Origin of the sequence: Mesorhizobium sp. M0136 (genome assembly GCF_040322515.1) — a bacterium.
Taxonomy (GTDB): Bacteria; Pseudomonadota; Alphaproteobacteria; order Rhizobiales; family Rhizobiaceae; genus Mesorhizobium.
This window is the reverse complement of record NZ_JAMYTP010000012.1, coordinates 132,192-153,101: the sequence shown is the minus strand read 5'-3', so window position 1 is coordinate 153,101 and position 20,910 is coordinate 132,192. Positions and strand designations below refer to the sequence as shown.

Below are 20,910 nucleotides of genomic sequence, written 5' to 3'. Positions count from 1 at the left end.
GGCCTTCGGCGCCTGGATGGCCTTCTGGGCAAACCGTGGCGCGCCGCCGATCATCAAGGTGCTGCGCGTCGCCGGCCTCGGCAATCCGGATTTTCTGATCGAGATCGAAGCCCAGGCCGCGATCGCCTGAACCCTAAGCAGGTTCTGCAAATCTTTTGCCCTGCCTGGAGCCGGCGAAGCTTTCGCGAAATTCCATTCCCCTGCTGGCGGCCGGATTGGCACGATCTATCTTCTTTCCAACTGCAAACGGCTGGAAAAGGCGGTAGGTTGCCGTCTTCCAGGGCGGTTGCTCATTCTGGCAACGGAGCATCTGATATGAGCAAGCACAAGATCGTGGCACAGGACGATGCGTCGTCCCGCCTGCGCCCGCCCTATGCCTCGGTTCTCGACCTGATCGGGCAGACGCCGGTCGTCGAGCTGACCAAATTCGACATCGGCAAGTGCCGGCTGTTCATCAAGCTCGAAAGCCAGAATCCCGGCGGCTCGATCAAGGACCGCATCGCGCTGTCGATGATTGCCGCCGCCGAAGAACAGGGCAAACTGCAACGCGGCGGGACGATCGTCGAGGCGACCGCCGGCAACACCGGTCTTGGTCTCGCCCAGGTCGGCATCCCCAAGGGCTACCACATCATCCTTGTCGTGCCTGACAAGATGTCGCGCGAAAAGATCCAGCATCTGCGGGCGCTCGGCGCGGAAGTGCGCATGACGCGTTCCGATGTCGGGAAGGGCCATGCCGAATATTATCAGGACATGGCCGAAAAGATCGCCGCCGAGCTGCCCGGCGCCTTCTATGCCAACCAGTTTGCCAACCCGGCCAATCCGCACGCCCACGAGACCACGACCGGGCCGGAAATCTTTCAGCAGCTCGAAGGCGATGTCGACGCGGTGGTCGTCGGCGTCGGCTCGGGCGGCACACTGACCGGGCTCGGCCGCTACTTTGCGAAAGTCTCGCCGAAGACCGAGATGGTGCTCGCCGATCCGGTTGGGTCGGTGCTGGCGCCGTTGATCAAGACCGGCAAGATGGTAGAGGCCGGAAGCTGGACCGTCGAAGGCATCGGCGAGGATTTCGTGCCGCCCAATGCCGATCTGTCGCTGGTCAGGAAGGCCTATTCCATCCCCGACAAGCAGAGCATGCTTGCGGTGCGCGACCTGCTTTCGAAGGAAGGCATTCTCGCCGGCTCGTCGTCGGGCACGCTGCTTTCGGCAGCACTCCGCTATTGCCGCGAGCAGGCCGTGCCGAAGCGCGTCGTTACCTTCGTCTGCGACAGCGGCAACAAGTACCTGTCGAAAGTCTTCGACGACTTCTGGCTGGCCGAGCAGGGCCTTGCCGAGCAGGAGCAGCATGGCGACCTGCGCGACCTGGTGATGCGCACGCTCCGCACCGGCGATGTCGTGTCCGTCGGCCCCGACGAAAGCCTGCTCAACGCCTATGGCCGCATGCGCCGCTCGGATGTCTCGCAACTGCCGGTGCTGGACGAGGGCAAGCTCGTCGGCATCATCGACGAAAGCGATATCCTGGCCAAGGTCGAAGGCCCCTATGACAGCCGCTGGGACCGCTTCAAGGCTCCGGTTAGGACGGCGATGACCACCAATCTGCACACGCTGCAGGCCAGCCAGACGCTGGACGCGCTGCTGCCGGTGTTCGACCGCAACGAGGTCGCCATCGTCTTCGACGGCGACGAATTTATTGGCCTGATAACCCGCATCGACCTGATCAACCATCTGAGGCGCGCCCGATGACCTTAAAAGCCACTGTATCGGGCAAAAACCGCCTCGCCTTCTCGACCCGCACCATCCATGGCGGCCAGAGCCACGACCCGACGACGGGCGCGGTGATGGTACCGATCTACGCCACCTCGACCTATGGCCAGCAGAGCCCGGGCGTGCACAAGGGCTTTGAATATGCCCGCAGCCAGAACCCGACCCGCTTTGCCTTCGAACGCGCTGTGGCCGACCTCGAAAGCGGCACAGCCGCTTTCGCCTTCGCTTCGGGGCTGGCGGCGATCGCCACGGTGTTTGAATTGCTTGATTCAGGCGCGTATATCGTCGCCACCGACGACATCTATGGCGGCACGTTCCGGCTGCTGGAACGGGTGCGCAAGCGCTCGGCCAATTTGCAGGTCGACTTCGTCGACTTCACCGATCTTGCCGCGGTCGAAGCGGCGATCCGCCCGGAAACCAAAATGCTCTGGGTCGAGACGCCGACCAATCCGCTGCTGCGTGTCGTCGACCTCGAAGGCGTCGCAGCACTGGCCAGGCGCAAAGGCGTGCTTTCGGTCGCCGACAACACCTTCTGCAGCCCCTATCTGCAGCGGCCGCTGGAGCTCGGCATCGACATATCAGTGCATTCGACTACCAAATACCTCAATGGCCATTCCGATATGGTCGGCGGCGTCACCGTGGTCGGCGACAACAAGGATCTCACTGAGCGGCTGAAATTCCTGCAGAACGCCATCGGCGCCATTTCCGGGCCGTTCGACAGTTTCCTGGCGCTGCGCGGCTTGAAGACGCTGGCGCTCAGGATGGAGCGCCATTCGTCGAACGGCCAGAAGATCGCTCACTGGCTGGAAAGTCGCCCCGACATCCGTCGTGTCATCTATCCCGGCCTGCCCAGCCATCCGCAGCACGCCATCGCCAGGCGGCAGATGCACGCCTTCGGCGGCATGATCACGGTCGAGCTCGACCGCGACCTCGCCGGCACCAAGCGCTTCCTCGAACACACGCAACTGTTCACGCTGGCCGAAAGCCTCGGCGGCGTCGAAAGCCTGATCGAGCACCCGGCGCTGATGACGCACGGCTCGATCCCCGCGAAAAAACGCGCCGAGATCGGGATATCCGATTCGCTGGTGCGCTTGTCGGCCGGGATCGAGGATGGCGACGATCTGATCGCGGATCTGGATCAGGCGCTAGCGAGCTGAGCCCGGCAACAAGAACCTTGCGAGACGTCGGCGGGACAATGCCCCCTCTGCCCTACCGGGTATCTCGGCCACGAGGGGGGAGATTGGCCGTCATCTTGCGCTTTCGCCAACCTCCAACGCTGAAACACGGACGGGACGGCGAAGCTGCCGTTCTCCCCGCTTGTGGGGGAGATGTCCGGCAGGACAGAGGGGGGCGTGAAGGATCGCCAACGAGCGGCGCTTGTTCTGCATCCATATCCATGTGTCTTACATTCTATTCCGTTGACCTTGGCGCCATCTGGCAGAATTGTAGCTTCCTGATCCACCTTACTGCCTGGCTCCGGAAGCTATGAACCACCGACAACGCAACCAACCGACGGCAAGCGACGCCCCGCTCACCTTCGCCATCCTGGTCTTCCCCGGCTTTCCGATGATGGCGTTCAGCTCGGTCATCGAGCCGCTCCGCGCCGCCAACGTACTGGCCAAGCGGGACTGCTATCGCTGGATCATTGTCGGCGCCGCCGAAGGCCCGGTGGAGGCCTCGAACGGCGTCGTCATCCAGCCCGGCTTTTCTGCCCACGACGCGCCGAAGGTCGATCGCATCGTCGTCTGCTCAGGCGGCGATGCCGATCATCTCGTCGCGTACGATGCCGTGAGCTGGATCCGCAAGAGCCTGCGCGGTGGCGCCCATATCGGTGCTGTGGCGGATGCGGCGTTCTTCCTTGCCCGCGCGGGCCTGCTCGACGGCCATGCCTGCACCTTGCACTGGACCAGCCAGGCGGCCTTCACCGAGGCCTTTCCGGACATCGAGCTCAGGCGCGATCTCTATGTCATCGACCGCAAGCGCTTCACCTCGGCCGGAGGCATCGGCAGCCTCGACATGATGCTGGAGATCATCACCGACGACTATGGCGCCGAACTCGCGGCCGGCGTCGCCGAATGGTTCGTGCACAGCCCGCTGCGCTCCAGCGTCGACCGCAAGCTGATGCCGCTGCGCTTGCGCACCGGCGTGCAGAACGAACTGGTGCTGTCGGCCATCGCCATCATGGAGGATGCAGTGGAGGAACGGCTCGGCATGGCGGAGTTGGCGAATAGGCTTGGCGTCTCCTCCGACAAGCTCGAACGCAATTTTCGCTCCGAGCTCAGCATTTCGCCCAACGGCTACTACCGCCGGCTGCGGCTGAAGCGTGCCGCCGATCTTTTGGCACATTCGACGCTGATGGTGCGCGACGTGGCGCTCGCCTGCGGCTTTGCTTCAATGTCGAGCTTTGCCCGCGCGTTTCGGGAAGAGCATGGGCATGCGCCGAAGGTGATGCGCAGGCATTAGGGGCCTCTGCAAGCCGCAAACGTCGGAGATTAGCCGAACCACCCCTCCGTTCGTCATCCCAGGGCGGAGCAAGGAGCGAAGCGACGCGGCGCAGACCCTGGGATCCATGCCGTTACCTCGCGGCAGTGCTCCTGCGGACCAGAACCGAATGCTACCACCCCGTCCCGCGAAAAAGCTCGAACCATTCCGGATTGGTCTTCTCGATCAGCTCGATCTTCCATTGGCGTGGCCAGCGCTTCAGCGACTTCTCGCGCTGGATGGCGTCGACAATGTCGAAATGTTCCTCATACCAGACCAGACGCTGCACACCGTAGCGGCTGGTGAACCGCGAGCCCTCGCCGGATTTGTGCTCCGGCTTGCGGCGGCCGAGATCATTCGTAACCCCGATATAGATCGTGCCGCGCTTCTGGCTTGCGGTCATGTAAACGTAGCCGGTCATGGTTTCAGGGTAAGCATCGATGCGCGCACAAGCGCCATTCCGCCGCATTCTACGACCAATGTCACGGCATGGATCCTAGGGTCTGCGCTGCGTCGCTTCGCTCCTTGCTCCGCCCTAGGATGACGAAAACGTTCGGGCCCACAGTCAATCGCCGAGGTAATTGAAGGGGGCTGCGCCTAGCGGCATACGGCACAACACCTGCGGGATTCCGCACAGCCTCTGCGCAACGCGTGGCCCATCCTCGCCGCTTCCAGGAGGCACCCATGAGCATCGTCGTTTTTGACCCCGACAGCACCGAGGACGTCGACTTCAAGGACCGCATGCGCCATCCGGCGGCGGCCGATCCGGCCGGCGGCATGTGGCTGTCCGATACCGAGCCGTCCTTCATCGATGCCGACGCGCTGCGCAAGGGGCGCCTTGCCAAGCTGCGTGCCTGGATGCGCGAGGCCGGCTATGGCGGCGTCGTTTTGTTCGACCCCTACAACCAGCGTTACGCCACCGGTTCGCGCAACATGTTCGGCTATTTCCTGCGCAACTCGACGCGCTACTTCTTCATCCCCACCGAAGGGCCGATCGTGCTGTTCGAATATCCGCAGAGCTACCATGTCTCGATGGTGCTCGACACGATCGACGAGGCGCGTCCGTCCAAGCTGGTATGGTCTTCGGTGTCGGGCCGCGACGACGAAACCGCGGGTCCCTTCGCCGACGAGATCGCCGATTTGCTCAAGGCGCATGGCGGCGGCTCGATGAAGCTCGGCCTCGACCGCTGCAGCCATCTGCAGGCGCTGGCGCTCGAAAAGCGCGGCTGCGACGTCCGCGATTGCCAGGGCGAGATTTTGGCGGTGCGTGCGGTCAAGACACCCGAGGAAGTAAAATGCCTGCAGGTGTCGATGGCCGGCGCCGAGGCCGCCGTCTATGCCGTGCGCGAGGCGATCAAGCCCGGCGTTTCCGAAAACGAGCTGTTCGCCATCATGTATGGCGAGGTGATCCGGCAGGGCGGCGAGTTCATCGAAACCCGTTTGCTGACCTCGGGCCAGCGCACCAATCCTTGGTTCAACGAAGCGAGCGGCCGCAAAATCAGGCCGGGCGAACTCTTGGCGCTCGATACCGACACGATCGGCTGCTACGGCTATTATTCGGATTTCTCGCGCACCTTCCGCTGCGGCCCGGGCAGGCCGACGGATTACCAGAAGTCGCTCTACAAGATGGCGCACGACCAGGTTCAGCACAATATCGGGGTCGTCAAGCCCGGCATGGCGTTTCGCGAGATTGCCGAAAAGGCCTGGAAGATCCCGGACCGCTTCGTCGACCAGCGCTATACCTCGGTCATGCACGGCGTCGGCATGCATGGCGAGACGCCGTTCATCGCGCATGCCATGGACTACGAGACCTATGGCCGCGACGGGGTCATCGTGCCCGGCATGGTGGTCAGCGTCGAGAGCTATATCGGCGAGAAGGGCGGCCGCGAGGGCGTCAAGCTGGAGGACGAGATCCTGATCACCGAGACCGGCACCGAACTTCTGTCGCGCTTCCCCTACGAGGACGATTTTCTTGACACGCACGTTTGAGTGCTGACAGGCAGTTTTGCATGAAAAGCCCGATCTCGATCAAGCCCGGCAAGGCGGCGGCGGTGTTCATCGATCTCCAGGAGGAGCATCGGCGGGACAAGCGCTATCTGGTCGAAGGCTATGGCGATATCCTCGCCAACGTACAGCGCCTGCAGGCAGCGGCACGGGCCAATCATGTGCCGTTGTATCACTGGGCCTATGTCGTCGATCTCGCCACAGCACGGCCGTTCCACCCGGTCGAGACCAACGGCAAGTCGGCTTTTTCCGACAAGGACGATCCGCTGACGGCGATCTGTCCGGAAGTGGCGCCTGCAGCCGGCGAGACGATGATGGTCAAGACGCAGGCCAGCGCCTTTGGTGGAGGGCCTGCCGCCGGGCGGCTCAAGGCCGACGGCATCGAATGGCTGGTCGTTGCCGGCGTCTGGACCGAGGCCTGCATCGATGCCACCGTCAAAGATGCGGTGGCGCTCGGGTTTCGCGTGCTGCTGGTCAAGGATGCCTGCGGCAGCGGCAGCACGGCGATGCACCAGACGGCCATCCTCAACCTCGCCAACCGGCTCTATGGCGGTGCCGTCACCACCACCGAGGCCGCCTGCCGGCTGCTGGCCGGCGAGACGGTCGATGCCTGGCAGGTCGAGGGCTCGGTGCCGCTGCGTTTCAGCTACGAAAACGCCGCCCGGCTCTACGCCGAGCTCTGAGCGGGATCGCGCCGCGATGGTCACCGAAGCCGAGCGACCCGAAACGACAGACCGCGGAAAATACCTGACGCTGCTCGATCCGGAGCTGTGGGCCTATATCGATCGGGTCAACGAGTGGTATCCGCCCGAAATCGTCTACATGCCGATCGACAGGCAGCGGGCGGTCTATGATGCCATGTGCCGGGCCTTTCGCGAGCCCTATCCACCCGGCGTCAAGGCCAGCGACAGCAGCGTCGGCGACCGTGCGATCCCGGTCCGGCGTTACCATATGGCGGGAACGGCGCCGCAGGCGATCGTTGTCTATTATCACGGCGGTGGCTTCGTGCTTGGCGGGCTCGACAGCCATGACGACATCTGCGCCGAGATCTGCGCCGGCACCGGCTTTGCCGTGCTGTCCGCCAACTACCGGCTGGCGCCGGAACATCTGCATCCGGCGGCCTTCGAGGATGCGCTGGCCGTATACGAATGGGCTGCGGCGACGACCGGCTTGCCGATCGTGCTCTGCGGCGAAAGCGCCGGCGGCAACCTGGCCGCAGCAGTGGCGCAGGCGACGCGCCGCCATCCTCGCCGCGCGATCGGCCAGGTGCTGATCTATCCCGAATTGGGCGGTGACGAGCTAGACGGCCCAGAGCTGGACGGCAAAGCGCGCACCGGCTCCTATATCGAGCACGCCGAGGCACCGCTGCTGACGTTGCGGGACGTCGAATTCTACCGCCATATCCGGGCAGCGAAGGGGCAGTCGCCGGACGACCCGACATTTTCGCCACTTAACGATAGCGACTTCTCCGGCCTGCCGCCGACGGTCATCGTCACCGCTCAATGCGATCCGCTGTCATCGGACGGCCAGACCTATCGCGACCGCATCCTTGCCGCCAGCGGTAAGGCATGGTGGCGCGAGGAGCCGCGCCTCGTGCACAGTTTCCTGCGCGCCCGCAAGACCGTGCCGCGCGCCAGCGAGGCCTTTGATCGCATCGTCGCGGCCATAGCCGCGCTGGGCGGGGGTAAGTGGCCGGAGTGACGGCGGAGTGCGGCTCTCATGCCGGCCAGGCAAGCGCAGAAATCCGCTCTCCTCAAGCTCCCCACTGCGGAACAGCGCACAACAACTGCGGAAACCCGAACACTTGCCCGCTCAAGCCAGCATTATCATCACCTCACGTAAGGCGCCCCTGCGAAACGCATCCACCCCCGCGGCGCGGTCGGTCGGAGGCGCCCAACAAAGAGGGAACGACGATGAAGTTCATGCTGACCGATCGGAAATTGCATCCGCAGGCCGCGCCCGTCGCCGCCGGCTTCAAGAAGGGCCAGATGAACCGGCGCGAATATCTCGCCACCATGGCCGCGTTTGGTGTCAGCGCTGCCGGCGCGCTGGCGCTTGGCGGGCTTGCTCCGTCACCGGCCAGGGCCGAGGAGGCGAAGCGCGGCGGCGTCTTGCGCGTTGCCATGAACGTCAAGGGCTGGAAGGATCCGCGCACCTTCGACGGCGTCGAGATGTCCAACGTCGCCCGCCAGTGTAATGAATATCTGGTGCGCTGGAACCGCGACTTCACCTTCGAGCCATGGCTGCTCGAGAGCTGGGAGACCAGCGACGATGCCCGCCTGCTGACGCTGCATGTCCGCAAAGGCGTCAACTGGTCGAATGGCGACACCTTCAACGCCGACGATGTCATTCACAATCTGACGCGCTGGTGCGATGCGTCCGTCGCCGGCAATTCTGTCGCCGCGCGGATGGGCGCACTGGTCAACACGGACACCAAGAAAGCCGTCGACGGCGGCGTCGAACGCGTCGACGACTTCACCGTGCGGCTCAATTTGCCCAAGCCCGACATCTCGCTGATTGCCGGCATGGCCGACTATCCGGCGCTGATCATGCACCGCAGCTATCAAGGCGACGGCGACCCGCTGAAGGCATTGGCGATCACCACCGGGCCGTGCGAACTCGTGGCATGGGACGCCGAGGTCGGCGCCGAAGTCCGCCGCAAGGACAAGCCATGGTGGAAGGGCGAGTTCTACCTCGACGGCATCAAATGGGTCGACTACGGCTCCGACCCCAACGCCATGCTGTCGGCCTTCGAATCGGGCGAGATCGACACCGACCACGAAACCGCCTCCGACACGGTTGCGCAGACCGACTCCATGGGCCTGAGCAATTCCGAGATCGCCACCGGCTCGACGATCGTCGCGCGTTTCAATGTCGCTAATCCGCCCTATGACGACATCAAGGTGCGCCGCGCCGCTCAGCTCGCCGTCGACAACGCCGCTGTGCTGAAGATCGGCATGGACAACCGCGGCAAGCCGGCCGAGAACCATCATGTCGGGCCGATGCATCCCGAATATGCCGATATCGGCCCAACCGTGCGCAACATCGATCAAGCCAAGGCCCTGCTCGCCGAGGCCGGCAAGGCCGATCACGAATACGAGCTCATTTCGGTCGACGTCGACTGGCAAAGGAGCACCGGCGACGCCATCGCAGCGCAGATGCGCGAGGCTGGGCTGAAGATCAAGCGCACGGTGCTGCCGGCCGCCACCTTCTGGAACGACTGGAGCAAATATCCGTTCTCCTGCACCGAATGGCTCGGCCGGCCGCTGGGCGTGCAGGTGCTGGCGCTGGCCTACAAATCGGGCGCCGCCTGGAACGAGAGCGCCTACGCCAATCCGGAATTCGACAGCCTGCTCGACAAGGCGCTGGCGATGCCCGATGCCGGTGCCCGCAAGGAGATCATGGCAAAGATCGAGCAGAATCTCCGCGATTCCGGCATCATCATCCAGCCCTACTGGCGCTCGGTCTACCGCACCTACCGCAAGGGCGTCCATGGCTGCGAGCAGCACCAGTCGCTCGAGCAGCATTTCGAGAAGGTCTGGCTCGAGGCGTGAGTCGTGCCGCTCGACGGAAGGCCGGCGCGCAGGGCAGCGGAAGCCGGCGTCAGCCGGCGGTGCCCGCCCTTGAAATCTCCCGCCCGAGGCGCACCGTTTCCCGGACCAGCAGGTCCAGATCGTCACGCCGGGTACGGTGGTTGTTGATCGCCACCCGGAGGCAATGCTGGCCGTGCACCGTCGTGTCGGAAATGGCGGCGATGCCTTCTTCCTGCAGCCTCAGCATGATCTCGGTGTTGAGCGCTTTCAGGCGCTCAGCGTCCAACCCATCGGCGCGATAGCGAAAGCAGACGATGTTGATGTTCGCCGGCGCCACCAGCTCGAGCGCCGGTTCGGCCTCGATCAGCTGACCGAGATAATGCCCTTGCGCGATATTCTGGTCGATCAGCCGGCCGAACTTTTCGATGCCGTGTTCCCGCAGCGCCATCCACACCTTCAGCGCCCGGAAGCCGCGTGACGTCTGCAAGCCGTAGTCGTGCAGCCATTGGCCGGAGGCCAGGCCGCGCGGCGTCGATTCCAGATATTCCGGCGTCACCGCGAACGTGCGGCGATGCGCGGAGGCATCCCGGATCAGCGCGCAGCCGACCTCGAAGGGCGCGTGCAGCCATTTATGCGGATCGAGCGCGATTGAGTGGGCGTGCTCGATGCCGGCAACGCGATGCGAATTGTCCGCCGCAATCGCAAGCAAGGCGCCGATGCAGCCATCGACGTGAAACCACAGATCCTCTTTTGCCGCCAGGTCGGCCAGCGCTTGCAGATCGTCGATGGCGCCGGTGTTCACCGTGCCGGCCGTACCGATCACGCAGGCCGGCTTGAAACCGGCGTCACGGTCCTCGGCGATCGCCGCCCGCAACGCAGCGATGTCGATCCGCAGCCCGGCATCGCTCGGGATGCGGCGCAGCGCCCGGTTGCCAAGGCCGAGCGCCTCCATTGCCTTGCGATGACAGGAGTGAAGCTGGTCGGAGCCGTAGAAACGCAGTGGCTTGTCGATGCCGGCAACGCCGTGCTCGCGTATGTCGATGCCGGCCTTGGCGTTGCGCGCCACGGTCAGACCGATGATGTTGGCCATCGAGCCGCCGCTGACCAGCGTGCCGCTGGCCGATTGCGGAAAGCCCATCATTTCCTTGCACCACTCGACGACCTGGTTGTCCATCAGCGCGGCGGCATGGTTGCCGCCGCCGAGGTTGGAGCCCTGGATCGCCGCCACGAAATCGCCGAGCGCGCCGGTGAAATTGCTCGAGCCCATATACCAGGACCAGAAGCGCGGATGGATGTTGCCCATCGGATAGGGCATCAGGCTCCTGGTGACGTCACCATAGATTTCTGCCAGCGACGCCGGCGAACGCGGCAGCGGCGATTTGAAGAAGGTCCTCACATCGACCGGCATCTCCTGCCACACCGGACGCTCTCTGACATCGCGCAGGTAAGCGACGGCATCGTCGACGATCCGATGCGACAGGACCTGCACATCGTCCCAGTTCGAGGGGTCAAGCGTTTCCTCGCTGGCCGTGACGGCCAATCCAGGCTTCGTGTCCATGCAGGCCGCTCCCGATGTGTCGCCGTCACGCCGGAAACTGGCAGCCGGGCGTCGACTGCGAAAGCGCGGTCTCCTCGGCGTCCATCTCCGCTTCGATGCCGTCAAACAGCGGCGTGGTCATGTAACGCTCGCCGGTGTCGGGAAGCATGCACAGGATCACCGAGCCGGGTAGCGCCTTTTCCGCGATCTGCCGCGCCACCGCGAAGGTCGCCCCGCCAGAGATGCCGGTGAAAATCCCTTCCTTCTGCGCCAGCGCCTTGGCCCATTTCATGCCCTCGGGCCCGGCAATCGGCACCACCTCGTCGTAGAGGCTTGTGTCGATCGCCTCCTGCAGCACGTCCGGAATGAAGTCGGGCGTCCAGCCCTGGATCGGATGCGGCTCGAACGCTGGATGGCTGGCGGCAGGCGCGCCGCCGGCGCCGCGCTGCTGCGGCTTGCCGCTGCCGATAAGCTGCGCATTGGCCGGTTCGGCGAGCACGATCCGGGTCTCCGGCCGCTCGCGGCGCAGCACGTGTCCGACGCCGGCGACGGTGCCGCCCGTGCCATAGCCGGTGACGAAACAGTCGAGCCGCGAGCCGGCGAAATCGTGGATGATCTCGCGCGCCGTGGTCGCTTCGTGAATGGCGGCATTGGCCTTGGTCTCGAACTGGCGGGCAAGGAACCAGCCATTGGCCTCGGCGAGCTCCACCGCCTTCGTGTACATGCCAAAACCCTTCTGCGCGCGCGGCGTCAGCACCACCTTGGCACCCAGCATGCGCATCAGCTTGCGGCGTTCGATGGAAAAACTGTCGGCCATCGTCACCACCAGCGGATAGCCCTTCTGGGCGCAAACCATGGCCAGGCCGATGCCGGTGTTGCCGCTGGTCGCCTCGACGACGGTCTGGCCCGGCTTCAAGGCGCCGCTGCGCTCGCCCTCCTCGATGATGTTGAGCGCCAGCCTGTCCTTTACCGAGGCGGCGGGATTGAAGAACTCGGCCTTCACATAGATCGTGGCATGGTCCGGTCCGAGATTATTGATGCGGATCACCGGCGTATCGCCGACCGTGTCGAGAATGCTGTCGAACAGACGTCCGCGCCCGGCGGTGGTTCTGATTTTCTGTTGATGCAACATGTCGATCTCCTCCCGTTTTCGTTGTCTCATGTCGTCACGGGCCGGTTACAGACCGGTGGCTTGGGCGGCGAGATTTCGAGACCTTGCCGCGCTACATTTGCACCCCGGCAATGCCAGCATCCGGCGCGGGAATTCGCTGCCGGATGCACCGTGTCGCGTTTGGTAATAAAACAAAGGCCAACTGGCCAGCGTGGGAGCAGGCGTGGAAACTTACGTGGAATCCGCCCGATCGAGCCTCGGCGGCGAGATGGCCGGTCTTTCCGTGGGTCTGCTCGGACCGCTGACGATCGCACGCAACGGCATCATCATCCAGCTCCCAAAATCGCGCAAGCTGCGTGCGCTGCTCGCCTATCTGGCGCTGGCACCGCATCCGGTCGGCCGCAGCCGCCTGTGCGAGCTTTTGTGGGATGTGCCGAACGATCCGCGCGGCGAGCTTCGCTGGTGCCTGAGCAAGCTTAGAGGCATCCTCGATGAACCGCACCATCGCAGGGTCGAGACACCAGGCGACACGATCGCGCTTGATCTGAGAGGTGCTTCCGTCGACGCTGTCGACATAGCTTCGGCCGCCGCCAAGGGCGTTGAGACGCTCGGTCTGGAGCGGCTGCAGGCTCTTTCCGGAATGTTCGCCGGCGATTTTCTCGATGGGCTGGAGATCGACCGCAGCCCGCATTTCAACGGTTGGCTGATCGCTCAGCGCCGCCGCTTCAGCTCTTGGCACGCCGCAATCCTGGAACACCTCGTCAACAAGCTTCCGGCGGATACCGACGAAATGTCCTCGCATCTGGACAAATGGCTGGAACTCGCTCCGTTCGACGGGCGCGCGCATATGGCTCTTCTGAAAAGGCTGGCGCAGCGCGGCCAGTTTGGCGCGGGCGAGGAACATCTCGCTTCCGCGGCGCGGCTGTTTGCTTCAGAGGATCTGGATTTCGGAGCCGTTCGTGAGGCATGGCGCACGATTCGCAGCGAACGACCTGCAGCAACGCTCTGGGCGCGACCTTCAGTCGTGCCGGCGGCCCCTCACGCGTCAATTGTGCCTCCCCGTTCCGATACTGCTGCATCGCAGAAGGCTTCGCTCGCCGTGATGCCGTTTGCCGAAGAGGCGGCTGTCGGCGGCCCGCGCGGTGGATTGGCCGACGGCCTCACCCACGACATCATCACCCGCCTGGCCAAGCTCAGGGACTTTTTCGTCATCGCACGCGGCTCGGTGTTTGCGCTCGCCGAAAAAAACATTGCGCCGGAGGACGCCGGCCGCCGGCTCAACGTCGACTATGTCGCCACCGGCACGGTACGCTGCCAGGCAGCCCGCGTCGTGGTCAGCGTGGAACTTGTCGAGGTGCGCACGGCCAGGATCGTCTGGGCCGAGACGTTCGAGCGCAGACCGGACGACATCTTTACCGTGCTCGACGACATCGGCAACAGCATCGTCTCGTCGATCTCGGCCGAGATCGAAACCGTCGAGCGCAACCGCGCCATGCTGAAGGCGCCCAATTCGCTGAACGCCTGGGAAGCCTACCATCGCGGGCTCTGGCACATGTATCGCTTCACCCGCACGGAAAACGAGCAGGCCCGGCATTTCTTCGACACGGCCTTGAAGCTCGATCCGACCTTCGCCCGCGCCTATGCCGGCCTCTCCTTCACCCATTGGCAAAATGCCTTCCAGCGTTGGGGCGACCGCGACCAGGAAAGCGCCTTGGCCTTCGAGGCAGCCGGCCAGAGCCTGCTCGTCGACGATCACAATCCAGCCGCTCACTGGGCCATGGGGCGGGCGCTGTGGCTGCGCGGCGAACAGGACGGCTCCCTCACCGAGCTCGAACGCGCCGTAGACCTCAGCCCGAATTTCGCGCTCGGCCACTATGCGCTGTCATTCGTCCATTCGCAGTCCGGCGACCCGCAGGCCGCGATCGGCTCGTCCGACCATTCCAGGCATCTAAGTCCCTTCGATCCGCTGCTGTTCGGCATGTTGGGCGCCAGGGCGATGTCGCATGTCCGGCTTGGCCAGTTCGACGAGGCCGCCGAATGGGCGCTGAAAGCAGCCGCCCGTCCCAACGCCCATGCCATCATCCTGGCGATTGCCGCGCATTGCCTTGCGCTGGCGGGGCGGCTGAGCGAGGCACGAAGTTTCGCCGCTGCGCTGCGCAAGATGCTGCCGAACTACTGCGCCGACGATTTCATCGGCACCTTTCGCTTCGAGCCGGACGCCGAGGCGCTGTTCCGGCAAGGCGCCAAGCGGATCGGGCTGGGGTGAGACAAGGCGTGGTTCGTCCGGCTCTCTAAACCGCTCATCGCGGCTGGCGCCACGAAACATCGTCATGTCCGCAGCCAAGGCGCATCGTCAGGCTGACCTTGAGGATGTTTGCCGTCGCTTGGCCCGACGGCCAGTACGAAAAGTCGGCAAAGGGGCGGCGTTTCTTTCGGCCCCCCGCAACGGGTTGGGCTGGGTTCGAAAAAAAATACCACAATAGATCGCGATTAGGGCGATCTTATAAGAAGTGGTCTCGTCGCGTCTTTTCGTAGAGCTGGCGCAAAAGTCACAACGATATGGAGCATTACTTGTATCAACGAGAAGCAAAGCTAATGGAACGTTCCGTAATCGTGCTGGAGACGAATGTTTCAGTGTCTGCTAAGATAACCGGTGCTGATTCCGAAATATTAAGCATCTGCCAAATTCAATCCTGCGATATTGGGATTTGTCCTTGTCACAGGCGGACTCGGATGCAATTTCTTGGAGGCACAGCCGCGTCAGCGGATTGTTGAAACATGCTTGGGCGGACGGGGCACTAAGCATGGAGAGGCATATTGACATTCGCTAATGCGGCGGCCCCCGCCGGGAGCGTTCCCTCCGACGTTAGAGATTACGACAACCATCGGCTAAGTCGTCGAATGCGTCGCCCACAGCCTGGCTCTCGTTTGATAGCCGGCGAAGCTTTGCCCTCCTCCGATTGGCGCCAGACTCCGCGGCAAAGGCGGGGATCGCCGCCTGCAACGGCCTTCCGATATGGACGATGTCCGCCAGCCAGTCGGAGGAATGAACCATGAAATTCGTAATCTGTGCGGCCTTGGCCACTGCTGTGATGGCGATCGCCGGTTGTACCACCGACGATTACGATGATTGTCGCGGAAAGGGCTGCCTGGTTGATCCGCCCCACAAAGCCGGCCGAAAGATTGATGACCGGCCGCAGTTCGACAGGAACGGCAATCCCAACTTCGATACCAGGGGCCGTTACATCGGCTGCCATGGGCTCGGATGTAAAGTCGACGATCCTGATGACGGGGATCAAAGCATCGACGACAGACCGCAGTACGACAACGAAGGCAATCCCACCTTCGATACGCAAGGCAACTACCAAGGCTGCCGCGGCATCGGCTGCGAGGTCGATACACCGGACGATGACAGTTCATCGGACGATGACGATTCCGAATAAGGGACTCCGGGGCGAAAAAGAGGAAGCCAATTATGTCTGAATTCAGCGGCCTGGTCCGGCGACATGCCAAAATCGTTATGGTTGGCCTCACGGGGCTGGGAATGACGCTGACATCCGCCTTCGCTGCGGGTAGCGCCTGCGACGGCATAAAGGTCGAAGCGACGAAGGCGCGCAAGCAGGAATATGCATCTCTCGTCGCCTCGGCGTTGAACAACAAGGTCAAGCCCGCTCGGGTGAAGTTCATCACGATCATAGAGAACGGCAACTGGAGCGCCGCTTACGTCTCCACGCCCGTGAGCGACGACGGTGTGATGTTCTTCCAGACAGTCGATGGAAAAAAGCAGTTCCGCGACGTCTGGGGCGGCTATGCCGAGCCGTCGGAAAAACCTGAACTGGTATCCTGGGCGAAGAAGCTCGGAGCGCCGCAAGATCTGGCAAAGTGTTTTGCCGAGCAAGTTACGGAATGATGGTGATCGGTGGAGATTTGCCGCCGACGCCCTTGGCGCATGAGGAGAACAACTATTCCGGCGTGACGGAAGTCGTGTCACGGTCTCCGAAGGTGACAAAGCTGATCCAACGAAAACCAGATAATCACGCCATGGGCACGGCTGACCGTGGCAATGACGGACAGCTGAAGAGGACATGGGGCGGGGCTGAGCAACTTAAGAGCTTGACTGCAACCGGAAAGGGAAATCGATGAAAACCGCAATACTGATTGCTGCCGTGGTTCCGGCCATGCCGACTTTCGCCTTCGCCGAGGACAAGTGCGCCGATGCCAAGGATCAGGCCACCATGAACCAGTGCTTCGGTGCCGAGTTTCAGAAATCCGACAAGAAGCTCAACGAGCTTTACAAGCAGATCGAAGCCCGCCTGAAGAACGATGCGGATACCAAGAAGCTTCTTGTTCAGGCACAGCGGGATTGGGGCAAGTTTCGCGACGCGGAGTGCAGTTTCCAGACGGCGGGAGCGGCCGGAGGAAGCATGATGCCAATGCTCATCGCGCAGTGCATGGACGGCCTTACGCAATCCCGTGCCAAAGATTTCGAAGGCTATCTGAAATGCCAGGAGGGCGACATGAGCTGCCCTGTTCCGGCCGCGAACTGACACATGCCACAGCTGATCTGATCACGATGACGCCGGCGGCGAGCGTGGCGTCGCCGCCGGGCATGAAAGGATGCGAGGCGCGCAAGGGCAGTGCGGACAATTTGCTCAACGGCGATTTCATCGACGGTCCACTGTGCGATGTCCAAAGGGAGCCTGTGGCGGCATCGACAACGTGCCGGCCTTTGACAAGCGGCAATTCGTCGAGACCAATGTGCCCGGTTCGGCCATGGCTACGGATGTGCGTGCATGAGCGTCGTGACCAACGCCAAACAGCAAAAGATCACCAGAATAATCTCGGGCGAAATCCTTCCGCTGGTGCGCTGCCGCACGACAGATCGCTGCCTAGCCCGGGCCGATAATTATTGGATACAAAAAAGCCCGGCAAAACCGGGCTTTTCTTGGGGTTTCTGAACCCTATCAAAAGTTCGAAACGGGAATTTGGTGCCCAGAAGAGGACTCGAACAGCCTCCTACTTAGCCCTTGATTATATTAACTGTTTCTCTGGAAGAGTTCGAGCTTGTGTAGCAGTCACGTATAGCATTTGAAGAGCCCTTACAACCGGCAAGTGCGTCACCAAAGATCCAAATTCCGGGTCAGGCTTCCGTTCGGTGTTAATGCACCAGCGGGGGCCGATTTCTGCTGCTCCGTAAGCGAAGCAAGCGCAATCAATCGGGATCTGTGCAGACCTCAAGCCGGCCGTCTCATCAGCCTACCCTCACGCAAAGAATTTCTTATTCGAATATATCGAACACAAGCTGTCCCAGCTCCGTCTTCGGGACTTGCTCACACTGCAGTCCACGGGCAGATTGCAGCTTCATTAGACTCGTGCTTGCGATCTATTTCTATAGACATCACTCCCTCACTTTTCGGGAAACACACATGGCTGACGCACAAGCTATTCCGGCCAGGCCAATAGACGTCTCGAATCAGCAACTCGACGAATTCCAGCAGCAATTCTGCAGGGCCCCCGCAGGCAATCTGCGCCTCCTTGCCCCGGCCGGCAGCGGCAAGACACAATCACTCTTATGGCGGTGTGCGGAGCTTTATCGGCGAGCAGATTCGAAGGGGCGGTTCCTTGTTATCACTTTCACGAGGGCGGCGCGTGACGAGCTTCGCGCACGACTCTCAAACCGGGATTTCGCCTTCATGGCCAGTGCCATCGAAGTGGTGACCTTGAACGGTTGGGGCTTCAAGCGGGTGCGCGCCAATCATCACAGCCCCCGCCTGCTGGTGAGCGAGTTCGAAAAGTCAGGTTGTGTGCGAAATACGCTGCAGCCCGTCTGGCGCAAGTTTCCTCGGATCGAAAAGGCCATGGAGGCGCAGCCTTACGTCGTCGACAAAATTCTGAACAGTCTGATCGAACGCCTGAAATCGCTCGGCTTCGATCACGAAGCTCCAAGCAGTTGGGCCGCCCATGATCAGATGGACTACCTCATGCGTCTGGGCCTGCTTTGGCAAATCCAAAACCTGATCGAGCAGTTGGCCGAGTGCGAGATACTGGCCGACAAGCGGCTTGAATCCTTTATCGAAGATGTGCTGCCGTTTTGGGTCGACAGTTGCCAGACGATGATTGGGCAGGCTCTTTTTACGCTGGAAGACCAGAAATATGTCGCGTTCCTGGATCTGCGCCGGCAAATTGCGGAGGAGCGCTTTCCCACCGGCGGCTCGCGGTACACACAGGTACTCGTGGACGAGTTCCAGGACATTAATCCGCTCGACCTCAACCTCGTTCGAAAAATCGTCGATCTGCACAAGACTGACTTGACGATCGTTGGAGACGACGACCAAGCGATCTTCGAGTGGCGCGGTGCGACACCTCACTACATCCTGCAACCGGATCAACATTTCGATCGTGAATTTTCGACGCACATTCTGGAACGAAATTATCGGTGCCCCAGAAACCTTGTCGTAGCGTCACAGAAGCTGATCATTAACAACAAGCGTCGGGAAGAAAAGCGTGTCGTTGCCATGCAAACGGCAGATGCAGATGTCGAAATCATGAGGAGCGACAGGTTTGTCGAATCCATCGATGCTGTGATGGATGAAGTGCGATCTTTCCTCGGCAGCAACAGGCCAAATGCAAAGCTTGCCATTCTTTCCCGCAAGCGCGCGCAACTCATTCCGTATCAGGTTCTGATGGCGAGCGAGGATTTGCCCTTCTGTGCGGCTGAGGATCTTCAGATTTTCATGAGTGGTGCTTTTGAAAAGCTGCGCCATGCCCTTCAGACATGTGCAATGACGCGAGCCAATTTCAAGCCGCCCGCGCTCGTGGATGACGTCGTCAAGCTCTGCGACCTGGTGAAACGCTATCCGCTGAAAAAGGCGGAACGAGAAGCGTTGGCCGCCCATTTGCGCACGAACCGGCCAAAAAACTACAGCGACGCGCTCGATGCGATAGCAGCCTACCGCGGATCATTGAAGGGCACCAACGAGGATGGGGCCGCCGGCTTGGTTTTCTGCCGCGTGCTGCGCGATCTCCTGAATGCGCCGACGGTAAGGGAGGCAATCGCGGCGTTGGGTGCAGGCTTTGCAGGGCTGAACCAGGATTATGGCAAATCGCAGGAGGACATATTCTACACCGACCCCCCTTTTCTCTACCTGGCGGAATTTGCGGGACGCTACGAGGACGACTTCCAGCGCTTCATCGATGATCTCGACAGCGCACGTGATACGCTTGCGCGGCTGCCGGGCGAGGAGGACGCTTCAGGCGCAGCCGACGAACTGTGGCGCCGACCTGTTCATCTGATGACAGCGTTGCGCGCGAAGGGCAAGGAATACGACACGGTCATCATACTTGATGCCAATGACGGCATCTGGCCTTTGCGGCGGGCGGAAACGGCAGAGGCCAAGGAGAGTGAGCGACGCTTGTTCTACGTCGCCATGACACGACCAAAGCGCCGTCTAATGATTACGCTAAGCGGGAGGATCGGCGACCAGGCGGCCAACCCGTCTCCGTATCTCACGGAGGCAGGTCTCTTGTAGCGATCCTGTTCAAGCGATCTCGACAGCTTGAAGAATGGCTCCGAATGCGAATTCCGCCCGAAGCGCGGACACAAGCCAGCCATGAGCTTCGGGCTCCCGGCCGTCATATTGAGAGAAGGCTCGAAAAGCGCTGTGCCTGAACGCATGATCGCCCGATCTGCCATTCCTGAATCGCTCGACGCCAGGAATTCCGGCGATTGTGTTGGCAGCCTTCTTATCCACCTCCGGCTGGAGGAAAACCCTGAACTGCGGTTCGGACTTCGGCATCCGGTCGACGAAGACAAAGCGTTTGCCGCTCCTTGTGCCAACGGACAATTCAAGCATCTTGGTCTGCGGACTCCTGCGCTGTTTGACGGCGAAGCCGAGTTCTTGTGCCTTGAGCACAAGCCTGGTTTCCAGGGCAGGAGAGATTTGCGGTTCCTTGCCGGATGATGGGCGTGGAGGAATGGCTGGCTCCACGACAAATGGACGAGGCGTTGAGGCAGGGGCTGCGAGAAAAACATCCCGTACAGCCGTTGCGTTCTGCCGGTCTGGGATCGAGGAATTCTGCCGCACGGCGCGAGTGGCCTCGGCATCCAGATCGACCCAGGTAACGGCGCCGGAGGGACGCGTGAAAGGAACGGCCGCAGAAAACCGGTGGGCGTCTACAAGCACCCATGGCGTCAGCCAGCCTGCTTGCGTAACCTCCTGATGTCTGCCCGACGGGACGCGGTGAAACTCGATGGAATCTGCCAGTCCGGTCGGTGACAAACGCGGCAGGACGTCAACGAGTTTGACGACGCCTTCGATTTCTCGGCTGCCTTTGCGAATGAGCGCGATTCGCCCACGGATCGAGGTGGGCTGGGTTCGCAGCTCCCAGGTCTTGTGGCCGTCCAGGATCAGATCGATCCATGGCTCTCGAACGATGAGCGCTTTCATGTGCTTACTCTTGGCTGAAGCTGTGGAATCGGATGG

17 protein-coding genes are annotated in these 20,910 nt (G+C 62.1%); 13 read left to right on the top strand and 4 right to left on the bottom strand.

Annotated elements, in window-relative coordinates:
• The first annotated feature begins 315 nt into the window (after positions 1–315).
• The 3 genes from NKJ35_RS16685 (at position 316) to NKJ35_RS16675 (ending at position 4,224) form a co-directional block, all read left to right on the top strand.
• The gene (locus NKJ35_RS16685) at positions 316–1,740 is read left to right on the top strand and encodes a pyridoxal-phosphate dependent enzyme (protein ID WP_352648557.1); all 1,425 of its coding nucleotides are present in this window, start codon (positions 316–318) and stop codon (positions 1,738–1,740) included.
• Complete coding sequence (locus NKJ35_RS16680; RefSeq protein WP_352648554.1) at positions 1,737–2,918, top strand: trans-sulfuration enzyme family protein; 1,182 nt, start codon at positions 1,737–1,739, stop codon at positions 2,916–2,918. Before NKJ35_RS16685 ends, NKJ35_RS16680 begins: the two co-directional genes overlap by 4 nt.
• Before the next feature lie 328 nt (positions 2,919–3,246).
• Positions 3,247–4,224, top strand: coding sequence for a GlxA family transcriptional regulator (locus NKJ35_RS16675; protein WP_352648552.1), 978 nt, complete (start codon positions 3,247–3,249; stop codon positions 4,222–4,224).
• Between the two features lie 151 nt (positions 4,225–4,375).
• Here NKJ35_RS16675 and NKJ35_RS16670 read toward each other — a convergent pair whose 3' ends face one another.
• On the bottom strand, positions 4,376–4,663 hold the full coding sequence (locus NKJ35_RS16670; RefSeq protein WP_352648550.1) for a GIY-YIG nuclease family protein: 288 nt from the start codon (positions 4,661–4,663) through the stop codon (positions 4,376–4,378).
• Positions 4,664–4,926: 263 nt separating this feature from the next.
• Here NKJ35_RS16670 and NKJ35_RS16665 point away from each other — a divergent pair, with 263 nt between their 5' ends.
• The 4 genes from NKJ35_RS16665 (at position 4,927) to NKJ35_RS16650 (ending at position 9,800) form a co-directional block, all read left to right on the top strand.
• Positions 4,927–6,231, top strand: a complete 1,305-nt coding sequence (locus NKJ35_RS16665) for a M24 family metallopeptidase (RefSeq protein ID WP_352648548.1) — start codon at positions 4,927–4,929, stop codon at positions 6,229–6,231.
• Positions 6,232–6,251: 20 nt separating this feature from the next.
• A complete protein-coding gene (locus NKJ35_RS16660; RefSeq protein WP_352648546.1) occupies positions 6,252–6,929 on the top strand; it encodes an isochorismatase family protein in 678 nt (225 codons plus the stop codon).
• 16 nt (positions 6,930–6,945) lie between these two features.
• Positions 6,946–7,947, top strand: a complete 1,002-nt coding sequence (locus tag NKJ35_RS16655) for an alpha/beta hydrolase (protein WP_352648544.1) — start codon at positions 6,946–6,948, stop codon at positions 7,945–7,947.
• Between the two features lie 212 nt (positions 7,948–8,159).
• Positions 8,160–9,800: an ABC transporter substrate-binding protein gene (locus NKJ35_RS16650; protein ID WP_352648542.1), complete on the top strand. Its 1,641-nt coding sequence runs from the start codon at positions 8,160–8,162 to the stop codon at positions 9,798–9,800.
• Between the two features lie 49 nt (positions 9,801–9,849).
• On the opposite strand, the gene NKJ35_RS16645 is transcribed toward NKJ35_RS16650, so the two are convergent.
• Both NKJ35_RS16645 and NKJ35_RS16640 read right to left on the bottom strand, forming a co-directional pair.
• Complete coding sequence (locus tag NKJ35_RS16645) at positions 9,850–11,337, bottom strand: pyridoxal phosphate-dependent decarboxylase family protein (protein ID WP_352648540.1); 1,488 nt, start codon at positions 11,335–11,337, stop codon at positions 9,850–9,852.
• A gap of 25 nt (positions 11,338–11,362) precedes the next feature.
• Entirely contained in the window at positions 11,363–12,448 is a 1,086-nt protein-coding gene (locus NKJ35_RS16640) for a PLP-dependent cysteine synthase family protein (RefSeq protein WP_352648538.1), read from the bottom strand.
• A gap of 247 nt (positions 12,449–12,695) precedes the next feature.
• Between NKJ35_RS16640 and NKJ35_RS16635 the strand changes: the two genes are divergently transcribed.
• The 6 genes from NKJ35_RS16635 to NKJ35_RS16610 all read left to right on the top strand — a co-directional run bounded on the left by NKJ35_RS16635 (position 12,696) and on the right by NKJ35_RS16610 (position 19,956).
• The gene (locus tag NKJ35_RS16635; protein ID WP_352648611.1) at positions 12,696–14,693 is read left to right on the top strand and encodes a transcriptional regulator; all 1,998 of its coding nucleotides are present in this window, start codon (positions 12,696–12,698) and stop codon (positions 14,691–14,693) included.
• A gap of 787 nt (positions 14,694–15,480) precedes the next feature.
• A complete protein-coding gene (locus NKJ35_RS16630; protein ID WP_352648536.1) occupies positions 15,481–15,870 on the top strand; it encodes a hypothetical protein in 390 nt (129 codons plus the stop codon).
• Between the two features lie 32 nt (positions 15,871–15,902).
• The gene (locus NKJ35_RS16625) at positions 15,903–16,337 is read left to right on the top strand and encodes a hypothetical protein (protein WP_352648534.1); all 435 of its coding nucleotides are present in this window, start codon (positions 15,903–15,905) and stop codon (positions 16,335–16,337) included.
• A gap of 229 nt (positions 16,338–16,566) precedes the next feature.
• Positions 16,567–16,974: a lysozyme inhibitor LprI family protein gene (locus NKJ35_RS16620; RefSeq protein ID WP_254817984.1), complete on the top strand. Its 408-nt coding sequence runs from the start codon at positions 16,567–16,569 to the stop codon at positions 16,972–16,974.
• 246 nt (positions 16,975–17,220) lie between these two features.
• Positions 17,221–17,385 (top strand): hypothetical protein, encoded by a 165-nt coding sequence (locus NKJ35_RS16615; RefSeq protein WP_352648532.1) that lies wholly within the window; start codon positions 17,221–17,223, stop codon positions 17,383–17,385.
• Between the two features lie 468 nt (positions 17,386–17,853).
• Entirely contained in the window at positions 17,854–19,956 is a 2,103-nt protein-coding gene (locus NKJ35_RS16610; RefSeq protein ID WP_352648530.1) for a UvrD-helicase domain-containing protein, read from the top strand.
• A 9-nt stretch (positions 19,957–19,965) separates the two neighbouring features.
• Here the strand turns inward: NKJ35_RS16610 and NKJ35_RS16605 are convergent, their stop codons facing one another.
• A complete protein-coding gene (locus tag NKJ35_RS16605; RefSeq protein ID WP_352648528.1) occupies positions 19,966–20,874 on the bottom strand; it encodes an ASCH domain-containing protein in 909 nt (302 codons plus the stop codon).
• Between the last annotated feature and the right edge of the window lie 36 nt (positions 20,875–20,910).